The following is a 17,892-nucleotide window of genomic DNA, read 5'->3' on the forward strand; positions in this document are numbered from 1 at the left end:
AAATTCTTTTAGAACGTGGAGAACTGAAAACGGTAAGCAAACGGGTAAGGAAGTTTTAGATGAGGCACATAAATATGGGTTAATGGTAACTATGGGCATTGAAGTTGCCAGAGAACGCCATGGTTTTGATTATAATGATGAGGTTGCAGTAAAAGAACAATTAGAACGGATTAAAAAAGAAGTTTTAGAATTGAAAGATCATCCTGCATTATTAATTTGGGCAATTGGCAATGAACTTAATTTACGCTCAACCAATCCTAAAGTTTGGGATGCCGTAAATGATATTTCAAAAATGATTCACAAAGTTGATCCTAATCATTTAACTACAACACCATTAGCCGGAATTTCTCAAAAAGAAATTGATTTAATTAAAACGCGTTGTTCAGATTTGGATTTACTTTCAGTGCAGATGTATGGCGAAATTATTGAGCTTCCACAACAAATTAAAGACTTTGGTTGGAAAGGCGCCTATATAGTTACAGAATGGGGAGCCACAGGGCATTGGGAAGTTCCTAAAACAGAATGGGGCGTGCCTATTGAAGAAAATAGCACCCTAAAAGCGGCTAACTATTTAAGAAGATATAAAGCAGCAATTGAAGCCGATTCGATACAATGTGTTGGTTCTTATGTATTTTTATGGGGACAAAAACAAGAGCGAACTCCAACTTGGTACGGAGTGTTTTTAGAGGACGGAAATGAAACGGAATCTGTTGATGTAATGCATTATATATGGAATGGAACTTGGCCCAAAAATAGAACTCCACAAATAGTAACCTTTACAATTAATGGAAAAACTGCTTATGAAAATGTGGTATTAGAAGCAAATAAAGAGTATTTGGCAAGTTTAAAAATTCATGATTTTGAAAATGAAAAACTAAATTACAATTGGGAAATTTTACATGAAAGTACCGACTTAAAAGATGGTGGAGATTTTGAAAATAGACCTGAACCAGTTCAATTTTCAATCATAAGTAATGCTAATGGAGTCCTAAAATTTAATGCTCCTGAAAAAAAGGGGACCTACCGATTGTTTGGATATGTAGATGATGGGCATGAACATACAGCTACTGCAAATATTCCTTTTAAAGTAAATTAAAAGAGGCTTTATGAAAAGCAGTAAAAATACATTTCTTCAAACTGAGCTTGTCGAAGTTTACATTAATTATTAGCAGGTTAGTATATTTCGACAGGCTCAATATGTCATAAAAGTCACTTTTCAGACAGCCTCATTATTATAACATCACTTCGATTTACGATAGAAAATCGTATTGAGAACAAATAAATTATTGTTAAGAAATAAAAAGTACAAACCTCAGATATAAATTTCACACGGTTTAGAATAAAATTGAATAAACAACATACAATGTATATAGGTAATAATGAAGCTTTTTTTGAAGCAAATGAGGTGAAGGGGAAATTAGTAACTATTGGTTTTGAAAGTTATTATAAAATTTCGAATGTTGATGCAATGAGACCTTTTTTCATGAGTATTGTGAGTAATTCAAATCATTGGATGTTTTTGGCCAGTAATGGTGGATTAACCGCAGGAAGAAAAAATAGTGAGTACGCTTTATTTCCTTATTACACCGATGATAAAATAACAGAATCGGCTGAAATTACTGGAAGCAAAACAATTGTTCAAGTTCATATTGAAGGTAAAACATATTTATGGGAACCCTTTTCAAAAAGATACGAAGGCGTTTATAAAATAAGCAGAAATTTATATAAAAATAACTATGGGAATAAAGTTATTTTTGAAGAAATCAATCACGATTTAGGTCTTACTTATAAATACCATTGGAATTCTAGCGACAAATTTGGATTTGTAAAAAAATCAACTTTAGTAAATACTACCAACAAATCAATTCAACTAACAGTTTTAGACGGAATCCAAAATATTCTACCTTTTGGTGTAGGATCTGATCTGCAAAACGCAAGTAGCAACTTGGTTGATGCTTATAAAAAATGTGAATTAGAAAGTGATACAGGTATAGGTATTTACGCTTTGAGTGCTATAATTGTTGATAAAGCAGAACCAAGCGAAGCACTGAAAGCTACTATTGCTTGGTCGGTTGGTTTAGAGAATTTGACATATTTATTGTCGTCTTTACAATTAGATAACTTTAGAAAAGGAAAAGAAATTAAGCAAGAAGTTGATATTAAGGCCGAAAAAGGTGCTTATATTATTTCTGCAGATGTTACTTTACAACCAGAATCTGAAAAGAATTGGATGTTTTTGGCCGATGTAAATCAGTCTATTGTTGCTATAAATCAAATTAAAGAAATAATTAAAAACGAACCAAATTTAGTTGCTTTGGTTCAAGAAGATATTGAATTAGGTTCAAAACAGTTACTTGAACTTAATGGGGCTTCTGATGGAATACAATTAACAGCAGATAAATTGAGTAATACACGACATTTTTCGAACACGCTTTTTAATATTATGCGCGGTGGAATTTTCGATGATAATTATCAAATTGAAAAAGTTGATTTTGCAAAACACATAGCCAACTCAAATAAAAAGGTTTATAAGAAAAAAGGAGAACTATTAGAACAGCTTCCAGAAATATTTGCACTTAGCTTTTTAAAAGAACTGGCAGAAAACGATCAAGACAAAAATTTTAAACGACTTTGTTTTGAGTATATGCCTTTGAAATTTAGCAGACGACACGGAGATCCAAGCCGACCTTGGAATAAATTCTCTATCAATACACGAAGTGAAGTTGATGGTTCAAAAATATTGGATTATGAAGGAAACTGGAGAGATATTTTTCAAAATTGGGAAGCCTTAGCGCATTCATATCCTGAGTTTATTGAGAGTATGATTCATAAGTTTTTAAACGCTACTACATTTGATGGCTATAATCCTTATCGGGTTACAAAAGATGGTTTTGATTGGGAAACTATTGAGCCAGACAACCCTTGGTCGTATATTGGTTATTGGGGAGATCATCAAATTATCTATTTGTTGAAATTCTTAGAATTTATTGAGAAACATTATCCAGCAAGGTTAGCGAGCTACTTCAGCCAGGAATTGTTTGTATATGCAAATGTACCTTACAAAATAAAAAGCTATGATACTATTTTAGCAAATCCGAAAGATACCATTGTTTTTGATGTTGAATTGGATGAAGAACTCAACCGAAAAAAGAAAGAATTAGGAGCCGATGGAGCTTTACTGAGAGATGAAAATTATTTTATTTATAAAGTTAATTTAATTGAGAAATTATTAGCAACAGTATTAGCAAAAGTATCAAATTTTATTCCTGAAGGAGGAATTTGGATGAGTACCCAAAGACCTGAATGGAATGATGCTAACAATGCCTTGGTTGGAAATGGTGTTTCGATGGTAACTTTGTATTATTTAAGACGTTTCTTAAAATTCTTTGAAAAAATGGTGTCAAAAACCAATTATGATATTGGTGAAATTTCAGAAGAATTAGTCTTGTTTTTCAATGAAGTTGTTACAACTTTCAATGAAAATAAAAATTTATTAGCTGGAAAAATTTCAGACAAGAATAGAAAAAAAGTGCTTGATGGTCTTGGAAATGCTGGAAGCAATTATAGAAATGCCATATATGAAAATGGATTCTCAAGTAACAAAGAAACTATTTCAAAAGCAGATTTAGTAAACTTCACTCAAATTACTCTTCAATTTATAGATCATTCTATTAAAGCGAATAAAAGAACCGATAAATTGTATCATGCATACAATTTAATGACTGTTAAAAACAAACAGGAAATATCAATTTCGTATTTACCAGAAATGCTGGAAGGTCAGGTTGCCGTTTTAAGTTCTGGTTATATTTCTGGAGCAGCTTCTTTAGAACTTTTAAATGCATTAAAATCGAGCGCCTTATTTAGACCCGATCAATACAGTTATGTTTTATATCCAAACAAAGAGCTTCCTCGATTTAATGATAAAAACAACATTGATTCTAAAAAAGTTGAAAAATCGGCATTATTAAAACAATTGTTGAAAGATGGAAATACACAAATTATTGAAAAAGATGTTGCGGGTAATTACCATTTTAATGGAAATTTCAACAATGCAAATAGCCTTAAAAATGTCTTTACCGAGTTATCAGAAACCTATCAAATTTTAGTTGAAAAAGACACAAAATTAGTATTAGATATTTTTGAAGAAATTTTCGATCATAAATCATTTACAGGAAGATCTGGAACTTTCTTTGGTTACGAAGGATTGGGTTCTATTTACTGGCACATGGTTTCTAAATTGTTATTAAGTGTTCAAGAAACCTGTTTGTTGGCTGTTGCAAATAAAGAAAGTGAAGTTATAATTGGTAAATTATTAGACCATTATTACGAAATTAACGAAGGAATTGGCGTACATAAATCACCTCAATTATATGGTGCATTTCCTACCGATCCGTATTCTCATACCCCAGGAGGAAAAGGAGCACAACAGCCTGGAATGACTGGACAAGTAAAAGAAGATATTTTAAGTCGATTTGGTGAATTAGGTGTTTTTGTTAAAAACGGAAAGTTGTTATTTAATCCGCGATTGTTGAGAATAGGGGAGTTTTTAAAAGAATCGAAAATTTTCACTTATATCAACATCAATAGGGAAGTAAAAGAAATTGAATTGGAAAAAGATTCCCTTTGTTTTACCTATTGTCAAATTCCAATCATTTATAAATTATCAGAAAAGGAAGGATTGAAAGTCGCGTTTAGAAATGATTCAATTCTTGAATTTGAGAGCCTTCATCTCGATTTAAAAACAAGTAAAATGGTTTTTGAAAGAACAGGAGAAATAACCCAAATAGTTGTGTATTTAAACAACTAATAACAAATTATTAAAAAAAATAGATGAAAACACTTTTAAAATTAACCTTAATACTTTCCATTTTTATTGCAACTATAGGATGTTGTGAAACATCTAAAAAAGTAGATAAAACAGCAGCAGATATTTTGGGAAATCCAGAATATTTAGCAATTTCTTATGGTGGTTATAGACAAAATACACGTGATATTCAACCTACCATTGAGCAGCTTAAAGAAGACATGAAAATTTTAGCGGCAATGAAAATAAAAGTGTTGCGAACTTACAATGTACATTTAGACGAAGCCTCAAATTTATTGGAAGCTATAAGCCAATTAAAAAAAGAAGATCCGAATTTTGAGATGTATGTTATGTTGGGAGCTTGGATAGACTGTAAAAATGCTTGGACAGGTATGGAACCAATTCATAATGAAGAAAGCGAAAGAAATGCTATTGAAATTGCTACGGCGGTAGCCTTAACAAATAAATATCCCGATATAGTTAAAATTATAGCAGTTGGAAACGAAGCAATGGTAAAATGGGCTACAAGTTATTATGTTGAACCACATATTATTTTGAAGTGGGTAAATCATTTGCAAGAATTAAAAAAAACAGGAAAACTTCCAAGTAATTTATGGATTACAAGTTCAGATGATTTTGCTTCTTGGGGAGGTGGTGATGTTAGTTATCATACAGAAGATTTGGAAAAACTCTTAAAAGCAGTGGATTATGTATCCATGCATACGTACCCTTTTCATAATTCTCATTACAATCCATCATTTTGGAAAGTTCCTGAAGATGAAGAAGGCTTAACGGATGTAGAGAAAATTAATGCGGCAATGTTAAGAGCAAAACATTTTGCAATTTCACATTATCAAGCCGTATCTGATTATATGAAATCTCTTGGAATTGAAAAACCTATACATATTGGTGAAACTGGATGGGCAAGTGTTTCTGATGGTTTTTATGGAAAAACTGGTTCAAAAGCTACTGATGAATACAAACAAGGATTGTATTACAAGCATATGCGCGATTGGACAATAGAAGCAGGGATGGCTTGTTTTTATTTTGAAGCCTTTGACGAACAATGGAAAGATGCTGGAAACCCAGAAGGTTCAGAGAATCATTTTGGTTTAATAAATTTAAAAGGTGAAGCTAAATTTGCATTATGGGATTTGGTAGAAGCTGGAACATTTAATGGATTAACAAGAGATGGAATGGCAATAACCAAAACATATAATGGTGATAAAAATGCACTTATGAAAACTGTTTTTGTACCACCATTTTCAATTGTAAAAGATCAAAAATAAAAATTACATAAAAGTATAAATAACAAATCCAGAACAACAAATTAAAATAACATGATACATTATAAAACAGATCCAAAGGATATAGTACCATTAGGGCACAAATTAGCATTTGGATCGGGACATTTAGCAAATCAGTTATTCCCAGCAGCATTAGGGGTTTTTATGGTTGTCTTGGTTATGTCTTTAGGAATGAATCCAATTCTTGCAGGTTTACTTGGTGCACTTCCTAGGTTTTTGGATGCTTTAACAGACCCTATTATGGGATTTATATCAGATAATACAAAATCCAAATGGGGACGTAGAAAACCTTATATTTTATTTGGAAGTGTTATAACGGGTCTTTCATTTATGGTTATGTGGCAATTGTATCCTGAAAATTCGGAAATGTACAATTTTTTCTATTTTTTAATAGTTTCCATTTTTTTTTATATAGGATATACCATTTTTGCAACTCCATTAATTGGTTTAGGCTATGAAATGACACCTGATTATAACGAAAGGACTCGTTTAATGGCGGTATCGCAGTTTATGGGACAAATAGCATGGATGATTGCACCTTGGTTTTGGGTCATAATCTACGACCAATCTATATACGATTCAGCACCTGAAGGAGCAAGAAACCTATCGATCTGGGTAGGAGCATTGTCTATGGTTTTGGGTGTTTTACCAGCATTTTTCAATAAAGAAATGGTAGTGCCTGATAAAGAAAAAATGGCAAATTTAACAATGAAAGAGTTGGCTTTAAACGCCAAAAAATTTGTTGAGGGTATTAAATTAACCCTAAAAAATAAACCTTTCATCAAATTATGTGGAGCTACTTTTTTTATTTTTAACGGTTTTCAAACCATTGCTCAATTTGCTTTCTTTATAATTGTTTATTATCTTTTTAATGGTGATACAGGTGTCGCTGGTACATGGCCAGCATGGTTCGGTACAGTTAGTGCTTTGGCTACAGCATTTCTGGTTATCCCAATTATTACAAAAATATCTGAAAAATTTGGAAAAAAGAATGCTTTCATAATGGCTACACTTCTTTCAATTATTGGTTATGTTTTAAAGTGGTGGGGATTTAATCCTGCCAATCCTTGGTTAATGTTTATGCCTATTCCATTCCTTTCATTTGGAATAGGAGGATTGTTTACCCTTATGATGTCTATGACAGCAGATGTTTGTGATTTGGATGAATTGAATAATGGCGAGCGACGTGAAGGAATGTTTGGTGCTGTTTATTGGTGGATGGTAAAACTTGGAACTGCTTTTGCAATGCTAACAAGCGGAATTGTTTTACATTATATTGGTTTTGATGAAAATGTTAAAGTACAATCTGTGGAAACGTTAACAAATCTTAGAATTGCTGATATTGTTATTCCTATTGTGGCTGCATTTATTGCTATTTTTATTATATGGAAATACGATATTACAGAATATAAAGCCAATGATATTAGAAAGGCACTAGAAGTTCGTAGAGGTGAGTTTCATCTTAAAGATTAGTAAATTGACCTAAAAAGTAAAAATTAAACTCACAAAAATGAAGCAATTAACAATACTCCTTTTAACGAGCTTTTTTTATTACTTAATAACACAATAGTTTCTTATATTAATAGAATTGATAACGATGTTGTAACTGTTTCTGGAAAACAATTATTGGTAAATAATACACCTTATCTTATTAAAGTAATTATTGGTTTTGGATACAATCAAAATGGCAATTTCGATATTCTTTCTGGTTCTTTTATTAATTGCATAAATCAATATAAAAACCATAACTAAATATTATTGTAACTTTAACTTCAGGTAAAGAATATTTTTGAAAAATTGGGACCAAAGTTGGCAAAGTGGGCGAGTCTGTCTGGCCAGAATGGAGATTTAAAAAGGATTAAAAAATAATTTTAATTAGTGTAAAATGAAAATAGAACAAGTATTAATTAGGTTTGTTAAACCTCAGTTTTTAATTAAAACCATTATCGTTTTATTTCTTCTAGGAAGTAACTTTCTAATTTCCTGTGGTGAAGATAACGATTCATTACCCGTTGTTAATGAAGGAACTAAAATCACCAAATTTTCTTTTCTTAAATTGAATAATCCAACTATTCCATATGATTTACATTTAGATATTACAGAAAACAAAATTACAGGTAGGTTTCCCTTACATGTAGATGTTAAAAGTTTGAAAGCTTCAATAGAACATAATGGTTCTGAGGTTTTTATTGATAACAATAAACAAATAAGTGGTGCAACGGTTACTAATTTTATTAATATTATAACATATACAGTAAAAACATCCACAGGAAATTATGAGAATTATACAGTAGACTTAACTAAATTTACAGGTTTACCAATAATTACAATTAATACTACAGGAGGTGTTGCAATCGATTCTAAAGATGATTATAGAAATGGTTTTATACTGATTGATGCTGGAAGAAATTTTTCCGATTTGCCTGAAACAGCAATGAAAATTAGGGGAAGAGGTAATTCTACTTGGTGGGTTCATCCAAAAAAACCCTATCAACTTAAATTTAATAGTGATACAAAAATGTTAGGAATGCCTCTTGATAAAACGTGGCTTTTTTTGGCAGAATATTCAGATAAAACATTAATTAGAAATAAAATAGCTTTTGAAATGGGCTATCTGAGTAAACTTGATTGGACACCAAAAGCTGAATATGCTGAAGTAATTATCAATGGACAATACAACGGGACGTATAATATTACTCAAAAAGTTGAAGTAGGGACAAACAGAGTAAATATTGGAAGTTCTGGGTATTTATTGGAAATTGACCAATTAGACCGGTTAGATCCAGGCGATGTTTACTTTAGAACCAACGCTTTTTTAGTTAATATTAAAGCACCTGCGGTAGCTCAAAATAGCACTGAATTAAATTACATTAATGGTTTGGTAAACGAATTTGAAACTGTATTAAACAGCTCTCAATTTAAAGATCCTGCAATAGGTTATGCAAAGTATATTGATGTGGACAGTTTTATAGATTGGTATTTAATTAGCGAAATAACCAAAAACCAAGATTCAAGAAGTTTTTCTAGTATTTATTTTAATGTGATTCCTGGTCAAAAAATAAAAATGGGTCCACTTTGGGATTTTGATTTGGCTTTTGGAAATGTAAATTATTCTGAATGTGAGTTTTCTACTGGCTTTTGGATAAAAGAAAACCCTTGGTTTAAACGCCTTTTTGAAGATCCTACTTTTGTGGCAAAAGTGAAACTTCGATTTTTGTATTATAGAGACAATCAGAATTTTATTTTATCAAAAATGGATTTGCATTCCAATTATTTAAAATGGGCTCAAAAGGAAAATAATACAAAATGGAACCTTATTGGTAATTATGTTTGGCCAAATCCGGTTGTTTTTAATACCTATGAGGGAGAAGTAGCACATTTAAAATCTTGGTATTCTAACCGAATGAATTGGTTATATACTGCTTTTAATAATATGTAATTTCAACTTAGATATAGTTAAAATACTTTATTTAATGGAGTTGAGTACATCTTTTAAAGTTTTAAGGTGAAACTTAAAAATTTTTAAATGCAACTTTTTCATAAATAATAATAATTTAAAATAAGATTATTAAATAACCCGTTGGGTGCAATTATTAAAAACGTCTGTTCGAGTGTTTTTTGTGCAGTAAAACGAAACAAAAAATGTATCGAGAACCGTTTTTAACTATCATTTTTCTGTTCTCGATACAATTTTCTATCGAAAATCGAAGTGACGAAAAATTATCGTTAAAAATTAATTGCACCCAACGCGTTATTAAATAGTTGTTTATAACAAATAATGTTAAAAAGTTGTATAACAAACTTATATGGTTTTATTTTGCCCTCTTTAAGTTTAATGTATTTGTATTAATTCTGTATGTTTTATAAAATAGCAACAATAGTTTTTTTTAGTTTTTTTTCTTTTTCAACAAACGCTGTTATAGTTAACAATCCTGTTTTTTCTGTAATTAAAATTACGGGTTTAAGTGAAAAAAGTAACGAAATAAATTTTATATACAACAATTTAAAAACAAATGTTTCTTCACTTCCAAATAAAGAAAGTTTTGCAAAGGCTCTTCAAGGGTTTTATGAATTGAAAGAAAAGGGGCTTATAAAAAAAGATATTTTAACTTTAATTGATTTCAGTTTATCGTCTATTGAAAAACGATTATGGATAATTGATCTTAAAACCAACACGGTAATTTATAATTCATTAGTGGCTCACGGCCGAAACTCTGGGAATGAATATGCCCAATTTTTTTCTAACAAAGTTTCATCTTTTAAAAGTAGCATTGGTTTTTTTGCAACGGGTGAAACGTATATTGGAAAACACGGATATTCCTTACGGTTAGATGGCCTAAATAAAGGTATTAATTGTAGCGCCAGAGAAAGAGCAATTGTTATTCATGGAGCCGAGTATGTTTCTAATTCTTTTATAAATCAAACAGGAAGATTAGGGAGAAGTTTAGGATGCCCTTCATTGCCAAAACAAATTTCAAAAGAAGTGATTGATATTATTAAAAATAAGTCGCTGTTATATATTTATTATCCTAATTCAAGGGTCTAGTTTATCAGTTTTTCATATAATGCCATATCTAAATTATACAAATCATCTCTAAATTGTAACGTTCCTTTTTCGCTCCAAGCGGTCCAATACAATAAATGAACATACGTATTTTTCATCATTTGTACATTTTTAGTTTTTCCTGAAGAAACCACTTCATTAATTTTGGTAAGATTCCATTTATCAGCATCATCTAAAAGATATTCTGTTAGTTCAAATGGATTTTGAACCCTTACACAACCAGAGCTTAAAGCACGTATTTCCTTGTCAAAATACCCTCTGCTATTGGTATCGTGAAGGTAAACGCTAAATCTATTTGGAAACATAAATTTTACCAAACCCAAGGCATTTTGATTTCCTGGACTCTGAACATAACTATAACTGTTTGCCTTGCTGGCATTCCACTGGCTTAAAGGAACTAGTTTGTTTTGAGAGTAAACACTAATGTTCTTACTACTAAGGTATGAAACATTCCTTTTTGCCGCAGGAATTACATCATTTTTTAAAATGGTTGGAGGAATAGTCCAAGTAGGATTAAATACAATATAACTCAATTTAGACGATAGAATGGGTGTTTGTCTAGCAAATTTCCCGACAATTACTTTATGAGTTCTAATGGTATCATTATTTTTTATGGCGTGCAATGTATAATCTGGAATATTAATTATTAAGTAGTTGTTTTCAAATGTTCTTGGATACCATCTCCAACGTTCCATATTTGAAATAAGTTGCTTTTTTCGTCTTTCTTTAGAATGATTTAAAGCGGTTAATGTTCCTTTACCAATTACACCATCAGGAGCTAATCCGTGTCTCAATTGAAATTTTTTAACACCTAATTCTGTTTCGGAATCATAAGTATTGGTTATGGAGTCTACATTAGAAAGATCTTTCCAAAATATTAACTTCTTTTTAATTGGAGCAATAGCATTATTAGTATCATTTAAAATAATTTTATCAGTAAATGGAATAAACTCATAGTTTTCTTTTGGGAAGGAATTAATAAGTTTTAAGCCTTCTTTTAATTTTCTATAAACCAGATGATTTGGGCCAGCCTGTTCAATTGCAAATTTGAATGAATCCTTTTTTTGAAAGTTTAATAATAGTTCTTTCGTATTAATTTTATGTTTAATTAAATCCCAATTTGAATACAACTTTTTGGGATGAAGAGTTCCTTTTGAAATTTTTTCTACATACTTTTTTAAATTTTCAGTTAGTAAAAAATCATATTCAACTAATTCATGATTAGAAAGATTAGTAAGATTTTTCTCCAAGGATTGAATTTGTTTTAAATCGAAATCTTTCTGAAATAAGCCGTCATCTTCAATATTTTTCAGAACGTTTATAAAATCAGTTTTAATAGGTCTATTCAACCAAAACGTTTTTAGATTGTTGGCTACATAAAAAGAAGATATTAAAGAATCTTGAATTTTAGCAAAAACTAGAGAATCTAAAGGAATAATTTTTCCTTGGTTGGTAATTTCAATTTTCGGTAACGGAACGGTTTCCTCTGTTTTTTTTTCTTTACAAGAAATTAATAAAAAGAGAACCAAAAAAAAGGAAAAAAATTTCATAACATGTTGAGGTGTGTACTTGTAAAGGTAGTTTTTTTTAGTAAATTCATCAAATTGTAATAGTGAATGATTTTAGCGACTGAGCACTCTAGTTTGTTAAAAAATATGATTAATTCGAACTAGAAGTTATTTCTTTGGATATCGTAGTGATCTTATTAATTTTGTGTTTATAAACAATACTTAATTAACTAATTTTATACAACTAAAAATCGAATTATAATTCTTTTTTATCAATCTAAAAACACATAATAATTATCAATCAGCTATAAAATGGGCTTAAATATTAATTCATTTTTAAAATTATTGATTAAAGTTCTTATAAAGTTGTGATATTAATAATCCTGAAAATAATTAAACTTGTGTGAAATAAAAAGTGCAATAAATATAATTTAAAATTACAGTGTTATGTAAAGTCATTGAGTTACAAAATTTACTAATAGTAAATTCAAAAAAAAACTGTTTGGGCATCGTATATAAAAGTTTATGAAAATTAAAATTTTATTACTTTTTTTACATTTGCAGCCGTTATTACAACCATAAAAAAAATATGAGGTTGTATAAATAATTAAAAATTTATTAAATGAACACTACATTATTCGATAAAGTTTGGGATTCACACGTAGTTCGTAAGATTAAAGATGGACCAGATGTATTTTTTATAGACAGACATTTAATTCACGAAGTTACTAGTCCTGTTGCTTTTCTAGGTTTAAAAAGCAGAAATAATTCTGTATTATATCCTGATAAAACCTTTGCTACAGCAGATCATAATACACCAACTATCAATCAACATTTACCAGTTGAAGATCCATTATCGGCAAATCAGCTAAAAGCATTAGAAGAAAATTCCAAAGAATGGGGAATTACACATTGGGGGTTGGGGCATCAAAAAAATGGTATTGTACACGTTGTAGGGCCTGAAAACGGAATTACACTGCCGGGAGCAACTATTGTTTGTGGAGATTCACATACTTCAACCCATGGAGCTTTCGGTGCTATTGCTTTTGGTATTGGCACTTCTGAAGTTGAAATGGTATTGACTTCACAATGTATTATGCAGCCAAAACCTAAAAAAATGAGAATTAATATTACGGGTGAACTTGGTTTTGGAGTAACTCCAAAAGATGTTGCCTTATTTATTATTTCAAAATTAAGTACTTCAGGTGCAACAGGTTATTTTGTTGAATATGCAGGTGATGTATTTAAACAAATGACGATGGAAGGTCGTATGACTGTTTGTAATTTAAGTATTGAAATGGGTGCTCGCGGTGGTATTATTGCTCCAGACGAGAAAACTTTTGAATATGTAAAGGGACGCTTATTTGCTCCAAAAGGTGAAGCATGGGATACAGCAATGGCTTATTGGAAAACTTTAAAAACAGATGATGATGCAGTTTTTGATGAAGAATTGACTTTTAGTGCAGATGAAATTGAACCTATGATTACATATGGTACAAATCCAGGTATGGGAACAGGTATTTCACAAAATATTCCGAATGCGGAAGATGTTGAAGGAGGTGTAAGTACCTACAAAAAATCATTAGATTACATGGGTTTTGCTGAGGGAGAGGCAATGATAGGGAAACCTGTAGATTATGTTTTTATTGGTAGTTGTACCAATGGTAGAATTGAAGATTTTAGAGCGTTTGCTTCCATTGTAAAAGGAAGAAAAAAAGCAGCAAATATTACAGCTTGGTTAGTACCGGGTTCACATGTGGTTGAAGCTGCAATTAAAGAAGAAGGCTTATTGGAAATTTTTAATAAGGCTGGTTTCGTGTTGCGTGAACCAGGATGTTCAGCTTGTTTAGCTATGAATGATGATAAAGTACCAGCAGGTAAAGTGGCGGTAAGCACATCAAACAGAAACTTTGAGGGGCGTCAAGGACCAGGATCAAGAACATTATTGGCAAGTCCATTAGTTGCAGCAGCAACAGCCGTTATGGGAGTTGTAACAGACCCAAGAACTTTGTTATAATCCCCTAAATCCCCAAAGGGGACTTTATAGAAGTAAAAAATAAAATATTAAAACTGTCAACTTAAAACTGGCAACTGAATACTAAGAAAGATGGCTTACGATAAATTTCAAATATTAAAAAGTACGGCGGTACCGTTACCAATTGAAAATGTAGATACTGATCAAATTATTCCTGCTCGTTTTTTAAAAGCAACTGAGCGTATAGGTTTTGGAGATAATTTATTTAGAGACTGGAGATATAATTCAGACAATTCACCAAAAGAGCAATTTATACTAAACAACCCCATTTATAAAGGTAAAATATTAGTTGGGGGTAAAAACTTCGGGTCAGGTTCTTCAAGAGAACACGCTGCTTGGGCAGTGTATGATTATGGATTTAGATGTGTAGTTTCAAGTTTTTTTGCAGATATTTTTAGAGGAAACTGTTTAAATATTGGCGTATTACCAGTTCAAGTAAGCGCTGAATTTTTAGACAAAATTTTTAAAGCTATAGAAATTAACCCAGAAACTGAATTAGAAGTTAATTTACAAAATCAGACAATTTCCATTGTGGCAACTGGAGAACAAGAATCATTTGAAATAAATAGTTATAAAAAAGACAATATGTTAAATGGTTATGATGACATTGATTATTTAACAAAAATGAAGGATGAAATAAAGGCTTTTGTTGAAACTAGACCGTTTTAGTTATAATATAGTTGTCATTCCTTCGAAGGCTGGAATATAGTAGAAATTTGAAATAGATTTCTGCGTTAGAAGGAAAGACGAAAACAGTATTTTTAATATGAAAAAAAGAAAAATTGAAATTATGGATACCACACTTCGTGATGGTGAACAAACATCAGGAGTATCGTTTTCATCCGTGGAAAAATTGACAATTGCAAAGCTTTTAATAGAAGAATTGCATATTGATAGAATAGAAGTTGCTTCAGCTAGAGTTTCTGAAGGTGAATTTCAAGCTGTTAAAAGTATTACTGACTGGGCTAATGAAAATGGATGTATAAACAAAATTGAAATGTTGACTTTTGTTGATGGTGGGCAGTCTATACAATGGATGAAAGATGCCGGAGCAAAAGTTCAAAACCTATTAACTAAAGGATCATTAAACCATTTAACACATCAACTTAAAAAAACTCCAGAACAACATTTTTCTGAAATAAAACAAGTTATTGATTTAGCACAAAAAGAAGGAATTACTACAAATGTGTATTTGGAAGATTGGAGTAACGGAATGCGTAATTCTCCAGATTATGTTTTTCAATATTTAGATTTTTTGGTAACACAACCAGTAACTAGAATATTATTACCTGACACTTTAGGTGTTTTAACTCCAGCGGAAACAAAAGAATTTTTCTCAAAAACAACTAAAAGATATCCAACAATTCATTTCGATTTTCACGCTCATAACGACTACGATTTAAGTGTGGCAAATGTTATGGAAGCTATAAATGCAGGAGCTCATGGGTTACATTTAACTGTTAATGGAATGGGCGAAAGAGCAGGAAATGCTCCATTAGCTAGTGTTGTTGCGGTAATCAACGATTTTTATAAAAATGAAATTGAAATTTCTGTAAAAGAATCTTCGCTGTATACAGTAAGTAAGTTAATCGAAACTTTTTCAGGTGTTCGAATTCCTTCAAACAAACCAATTGTTGGTGATAATGTTTTTACTCAAACTGCAGGTATTCATGCCGATGGTGATAATAAGAACAACTTATATTTCAACGATTTAATGCCTGAACGCTTTGGAAGAAAACGTAAATACGCTTTAGGAAAAACTTCAGGAAAAGCTAATATTGAAAAGAATTTACAAGAGCTTGGATTAACTTTAAATAACGAAGATTTAAAGAAAGTTACTCAGCGTATAATTGAATTGGGGGATAAAAAAGAATTGGTTACCAAAGAAGATTTACCTTATATTATTTCTGATGTTTTAAATAGTAATTTATATCAAGAAAGAATTACCATAGAATCTTATGTGCTAACACATTCGAAAGGATTAAAACCATCGACAACAGTTTTAGTGAAAATTGATGGAGATATGTTTGAAGAACACGCCAATGGAGACGGGCAATTTGATGCATTTATGAATGCTATGAAAAAAATATATAAAAAGAAAAAAATGATTCTTCCTAAATTAGTAGATTATGCAGTGAGAATTCCTCCAGGAAGCACTTCCGATGCATTATGCGAAACAATTATTACTTGGGAAAATAAAAATAAAAGATTTATAACAAGAGGTTTAGATTCAGATCAAACAGTTTCTGCAATTAAAGCCACTCAAAGAATGTTAAATATATAATATAAGAATATGAAATTGAATATAGCGCTTTTAGCAGGTGACGGAATTGGTCCTGAAGTAATTGCTCAGGCAGTAAAAGTTTGTGATGCTATTGCCACAAAATTTAACCATGAAATTAATTGGACACCAGCTTTAACAGGTGCGGCAGCTATTGATGCTTGTGGAGAGCCATACCCTGATGAAACTCATGAAATATGCTTAAAAGCTGATGCTGTTCTTTTTGGATCAATCGGACACCCAAAATATGATAATGATCCTTCTGCAAAAGTTCGCCCGGAGCAAGGTTTATTAAAGATGCGCAAAAAATTAGGTTTATTTGCTAATATTCGTCCAACATTTACATTTCCATCGTTAATTGATAATTCACCCCTTAAAAGAGAGCGTATTGAAGGTACCGATTTGGTTTTTTTACGTGAATTAACTGGTGGAATTTACTTTGGTGAAAAAGGCAGAAAAGATGACGGAGAAACAGCTTTTGATACTTGTACCTATACCAGAGCAGAAGTAATTCGTTTGGCTAAAAAAGGGTTTGAGTTAGCAATGACGCGTTCTAAAAAATTATGTTGTGTAGATAAAGCGAACGTATTGGAAACTTCGCGTTTATGGAGAGAAACGGTTCAAGCAATGGAAAAAGATTATCCAGAGGTAACTGTTTCTTATGAGTTTGTTGATGCTGTAGCCATGCGTTTAGTACAATGGCCAAATAGTTACGATGTGTTAATTACAGAAAATTTATTTGGTGATATTTTAACAGATGAAGCATCTGTAATTTCAGGGTCAATGGGATTAATGCCAAGTGCTTCTGTTGGTGAAAAAACGTCGTTATACGAACCAATTCATGGTTCATACCCGCAGGCTACTGGTTTGGATATTGCAAATCCATTAGCAACAGTTTTATCTGCAGCAATGATGTTTGAAGATGCTTTTGGTTTAGCAGAAGAAGCTGCTGCAATTAGAAATGTGGTAAATAAATCGCTTGAAAATGGAATTGTAACTGAAGATTTATCTGGAAAAAATAAAGCTTACAAAACAAGTGAAGTTGGAAATTGGTTGGCAGAGAATTTATAATCTATTAAAAATCAGCCTTAAAATACTACTTTTAAGAAATAATCGTTAAATTTGGGAGATTAGGGTAAGTTACCCTCTAAATAATAGGAATCCCAAAAAATGGCATAATACTGAAAAATAGTTGGTAAATAGTCTGTCAGGCATTATTACCATTGAGATTCCAAGAAGTTTGATGAAACGAATTTCATCAAACTTTTTTAATATGGAAAAAACGTCAAAAAAAAGCGTTGTTGGGGTTGTAAAAGCCTGAATGTTATTCGTTGGGGAAAACAAAATAATAAACAACGATTCAAATGCAAAAACTGTGAATTATTATTTACAG

The 17,892-nt window shown here is 31.1% G+C and carries 11 protein-coding genes; 10 read left to right on the forward strand and 1 reads right to left on the reverse strand.

All coding sequences use genetic code 11. The annotated features are described in order from the left end of the window. The 6 genes from Q8S45_RS01830 to Q8S45_RS01855 form a co-directional block, all read left to right on the forward strand. Nucleotides 1–1,096, forward strand: a 1,096-nt coding sequence (locus Q8S45_RS01830) for a glycoside hydrolase family 2 TIM barrel-domain containing protein (RefSeq protein ID WP_305600709.1), incomplete at its 5' end; no start/stop codon positions are given. A gap of 267 nt (nucleotides 1,097–1,363) precedes the next feature. Further along, nucleotides 1,364–4,807 (forward strand): hypothetical protein, encoded by a 3,444-nt coding sequence (locus tag Q8S45_RS01835; protein WP_305600711.1) that lies wholly within the window; start codon nucleotides 1,364–1,366, stop codon nucleotides 4,805–4,807. Between the two features lie 23 nt (nucleotides 4,808–4,830). Then, nucleotides 4,831–6,093, forward strand: coding sequence for a glycosyl hydrolase family 17 (locus Q8S45_RS01840; RefSeq protein ID WP_305600712.1), 1,263 nt, complete (start codon nucleotides 4,831–4,833; stop codon nucleotides 6,091–6,093). A gap of 51 nt (nucleotides 6,094–6,144) precedes the next feature. Beyond that, nucleotides 6,145–7,584, forward strand: a complete 1,440-nt coding sequence (locus Q8S45_RS01845; protein WP_305600714.1) for an MFS transporter — start codon at nucleotides 6,145–6,147, stop codon at nucleotides 7,582–7,584. 412 nt (nucleotides 7,585–7,996) lie between these two features. Then, nucleotides 7,997–9,550, forward strand: coding sequence for a CotH kinase family protein (locus tag Q8S45_RS01850; protein ID WP_305600716.1), 1,554 nt, complete (start codon nucleotides 7,997–7,999; stop codon nucleotides 9,548–9,550). 417 nt (nucleotides 9,551–9,967) lie between these two features. Then, on the forward strand, nucleotides 9,968–10,657 hold the full coding sequence (locus tag Q8S45_RS01855; RefSeq protein ID WP_305600717.1) for a murein L,D-transpeptidase catalytic domain family protein: 690 nt from the start codon (nucleotides 9,968–9,970) through the stop codon (nucleotides 10,655–10,657). On the opposite strand, the gene Q8S45_RS01860 is transcribed toward Q8S45_RS01855, so the two are convergent. Beyond that, nucleotides 10,654–12,225, reverse strand: a complete 1,572-nt coding sequence (locus Q8S45_RS01860) for a murein L,D-transpeptidase (protein WP_305600718.1) — start codon at nucleotides 12,223–12,225, stop codon at nucleotides 10,654–10,656. The genes Q8S45_RS01855 and Q8S45_RS01860 overlap by 4 nt on opposite strands. A 580-nt stretch (nucleotides 12,226–12,805) precedes the next feature. On the opposite strand from Q8S45_RS01860, the gene leuC reads away from it, so the two are divergent. The 4 genes from leuC (at nucleotide 12,806) to leuB (ending at nucleotide 17,570) form a co-directional block, all read left to right on the forward strand. Continuing rightward, entirely contained in the window at nucleotides 12,806–14,200 is a 1,395-nt protein-coding gene (leuC, locus tag Q8S45_RS01865) for a 3-isopropylmalate dehydratase large subunit (RefSeq protein ID WP_305600719.1), read from the forward strand. Nucleotides 14,201–14,290: 90 nt separating this feature from the next. Continuing rightward, nucleotides 14,291–14,887, forward strand: coding sequence for a 3-isopropylmalate dehydratase small subunit (gene leuD / locus Q8S45_RS01870; protein WP_305600720.1), 597 nt, complete (start codon nucleotides 14,291–14,293; stop codon nucleotides 14,885–14,887). Between the two features lie 97 nt (nucleotides 14,888–14,984). Further along, nucleotides 14,985–16,502, forward strand: coding sequence for an alpha-isopropylmalate synthase regulatory domain-containing protein (locus tag Q8S45_RS01875; RefSeq protein WP_305600722.1), 1,518 nt, complete (start codon nucleotides 14,985–14,987; stop codon nucleotides 16,500–16,502). Between the two features lie 9 nt (nucleotides 16,503–16,511). Next, nucleotides 16,512–17,570 (forward strand): 3-isopropylmalate dehydrogenase, encoded by a 1,059-nt coding sequence (leuB, locus tag Q8S45_RS01880; protein ID WP_305600724.1) that lies wholly within the window; start codon nucleotides 16,512–16,514, stop codon nucleotides 17,568–17,570. Nucleotides 17,571–17,892: the final 322 nt, after the last annotated feature.

The organism is Lutibacter sp. (assembly GCF_030692605.1).
Classification (GTDB): Bacteria; Bacteroidota; Bacteroidia; order Flavobacteriales; family Flavobacteriaceae; genus Lutibacter.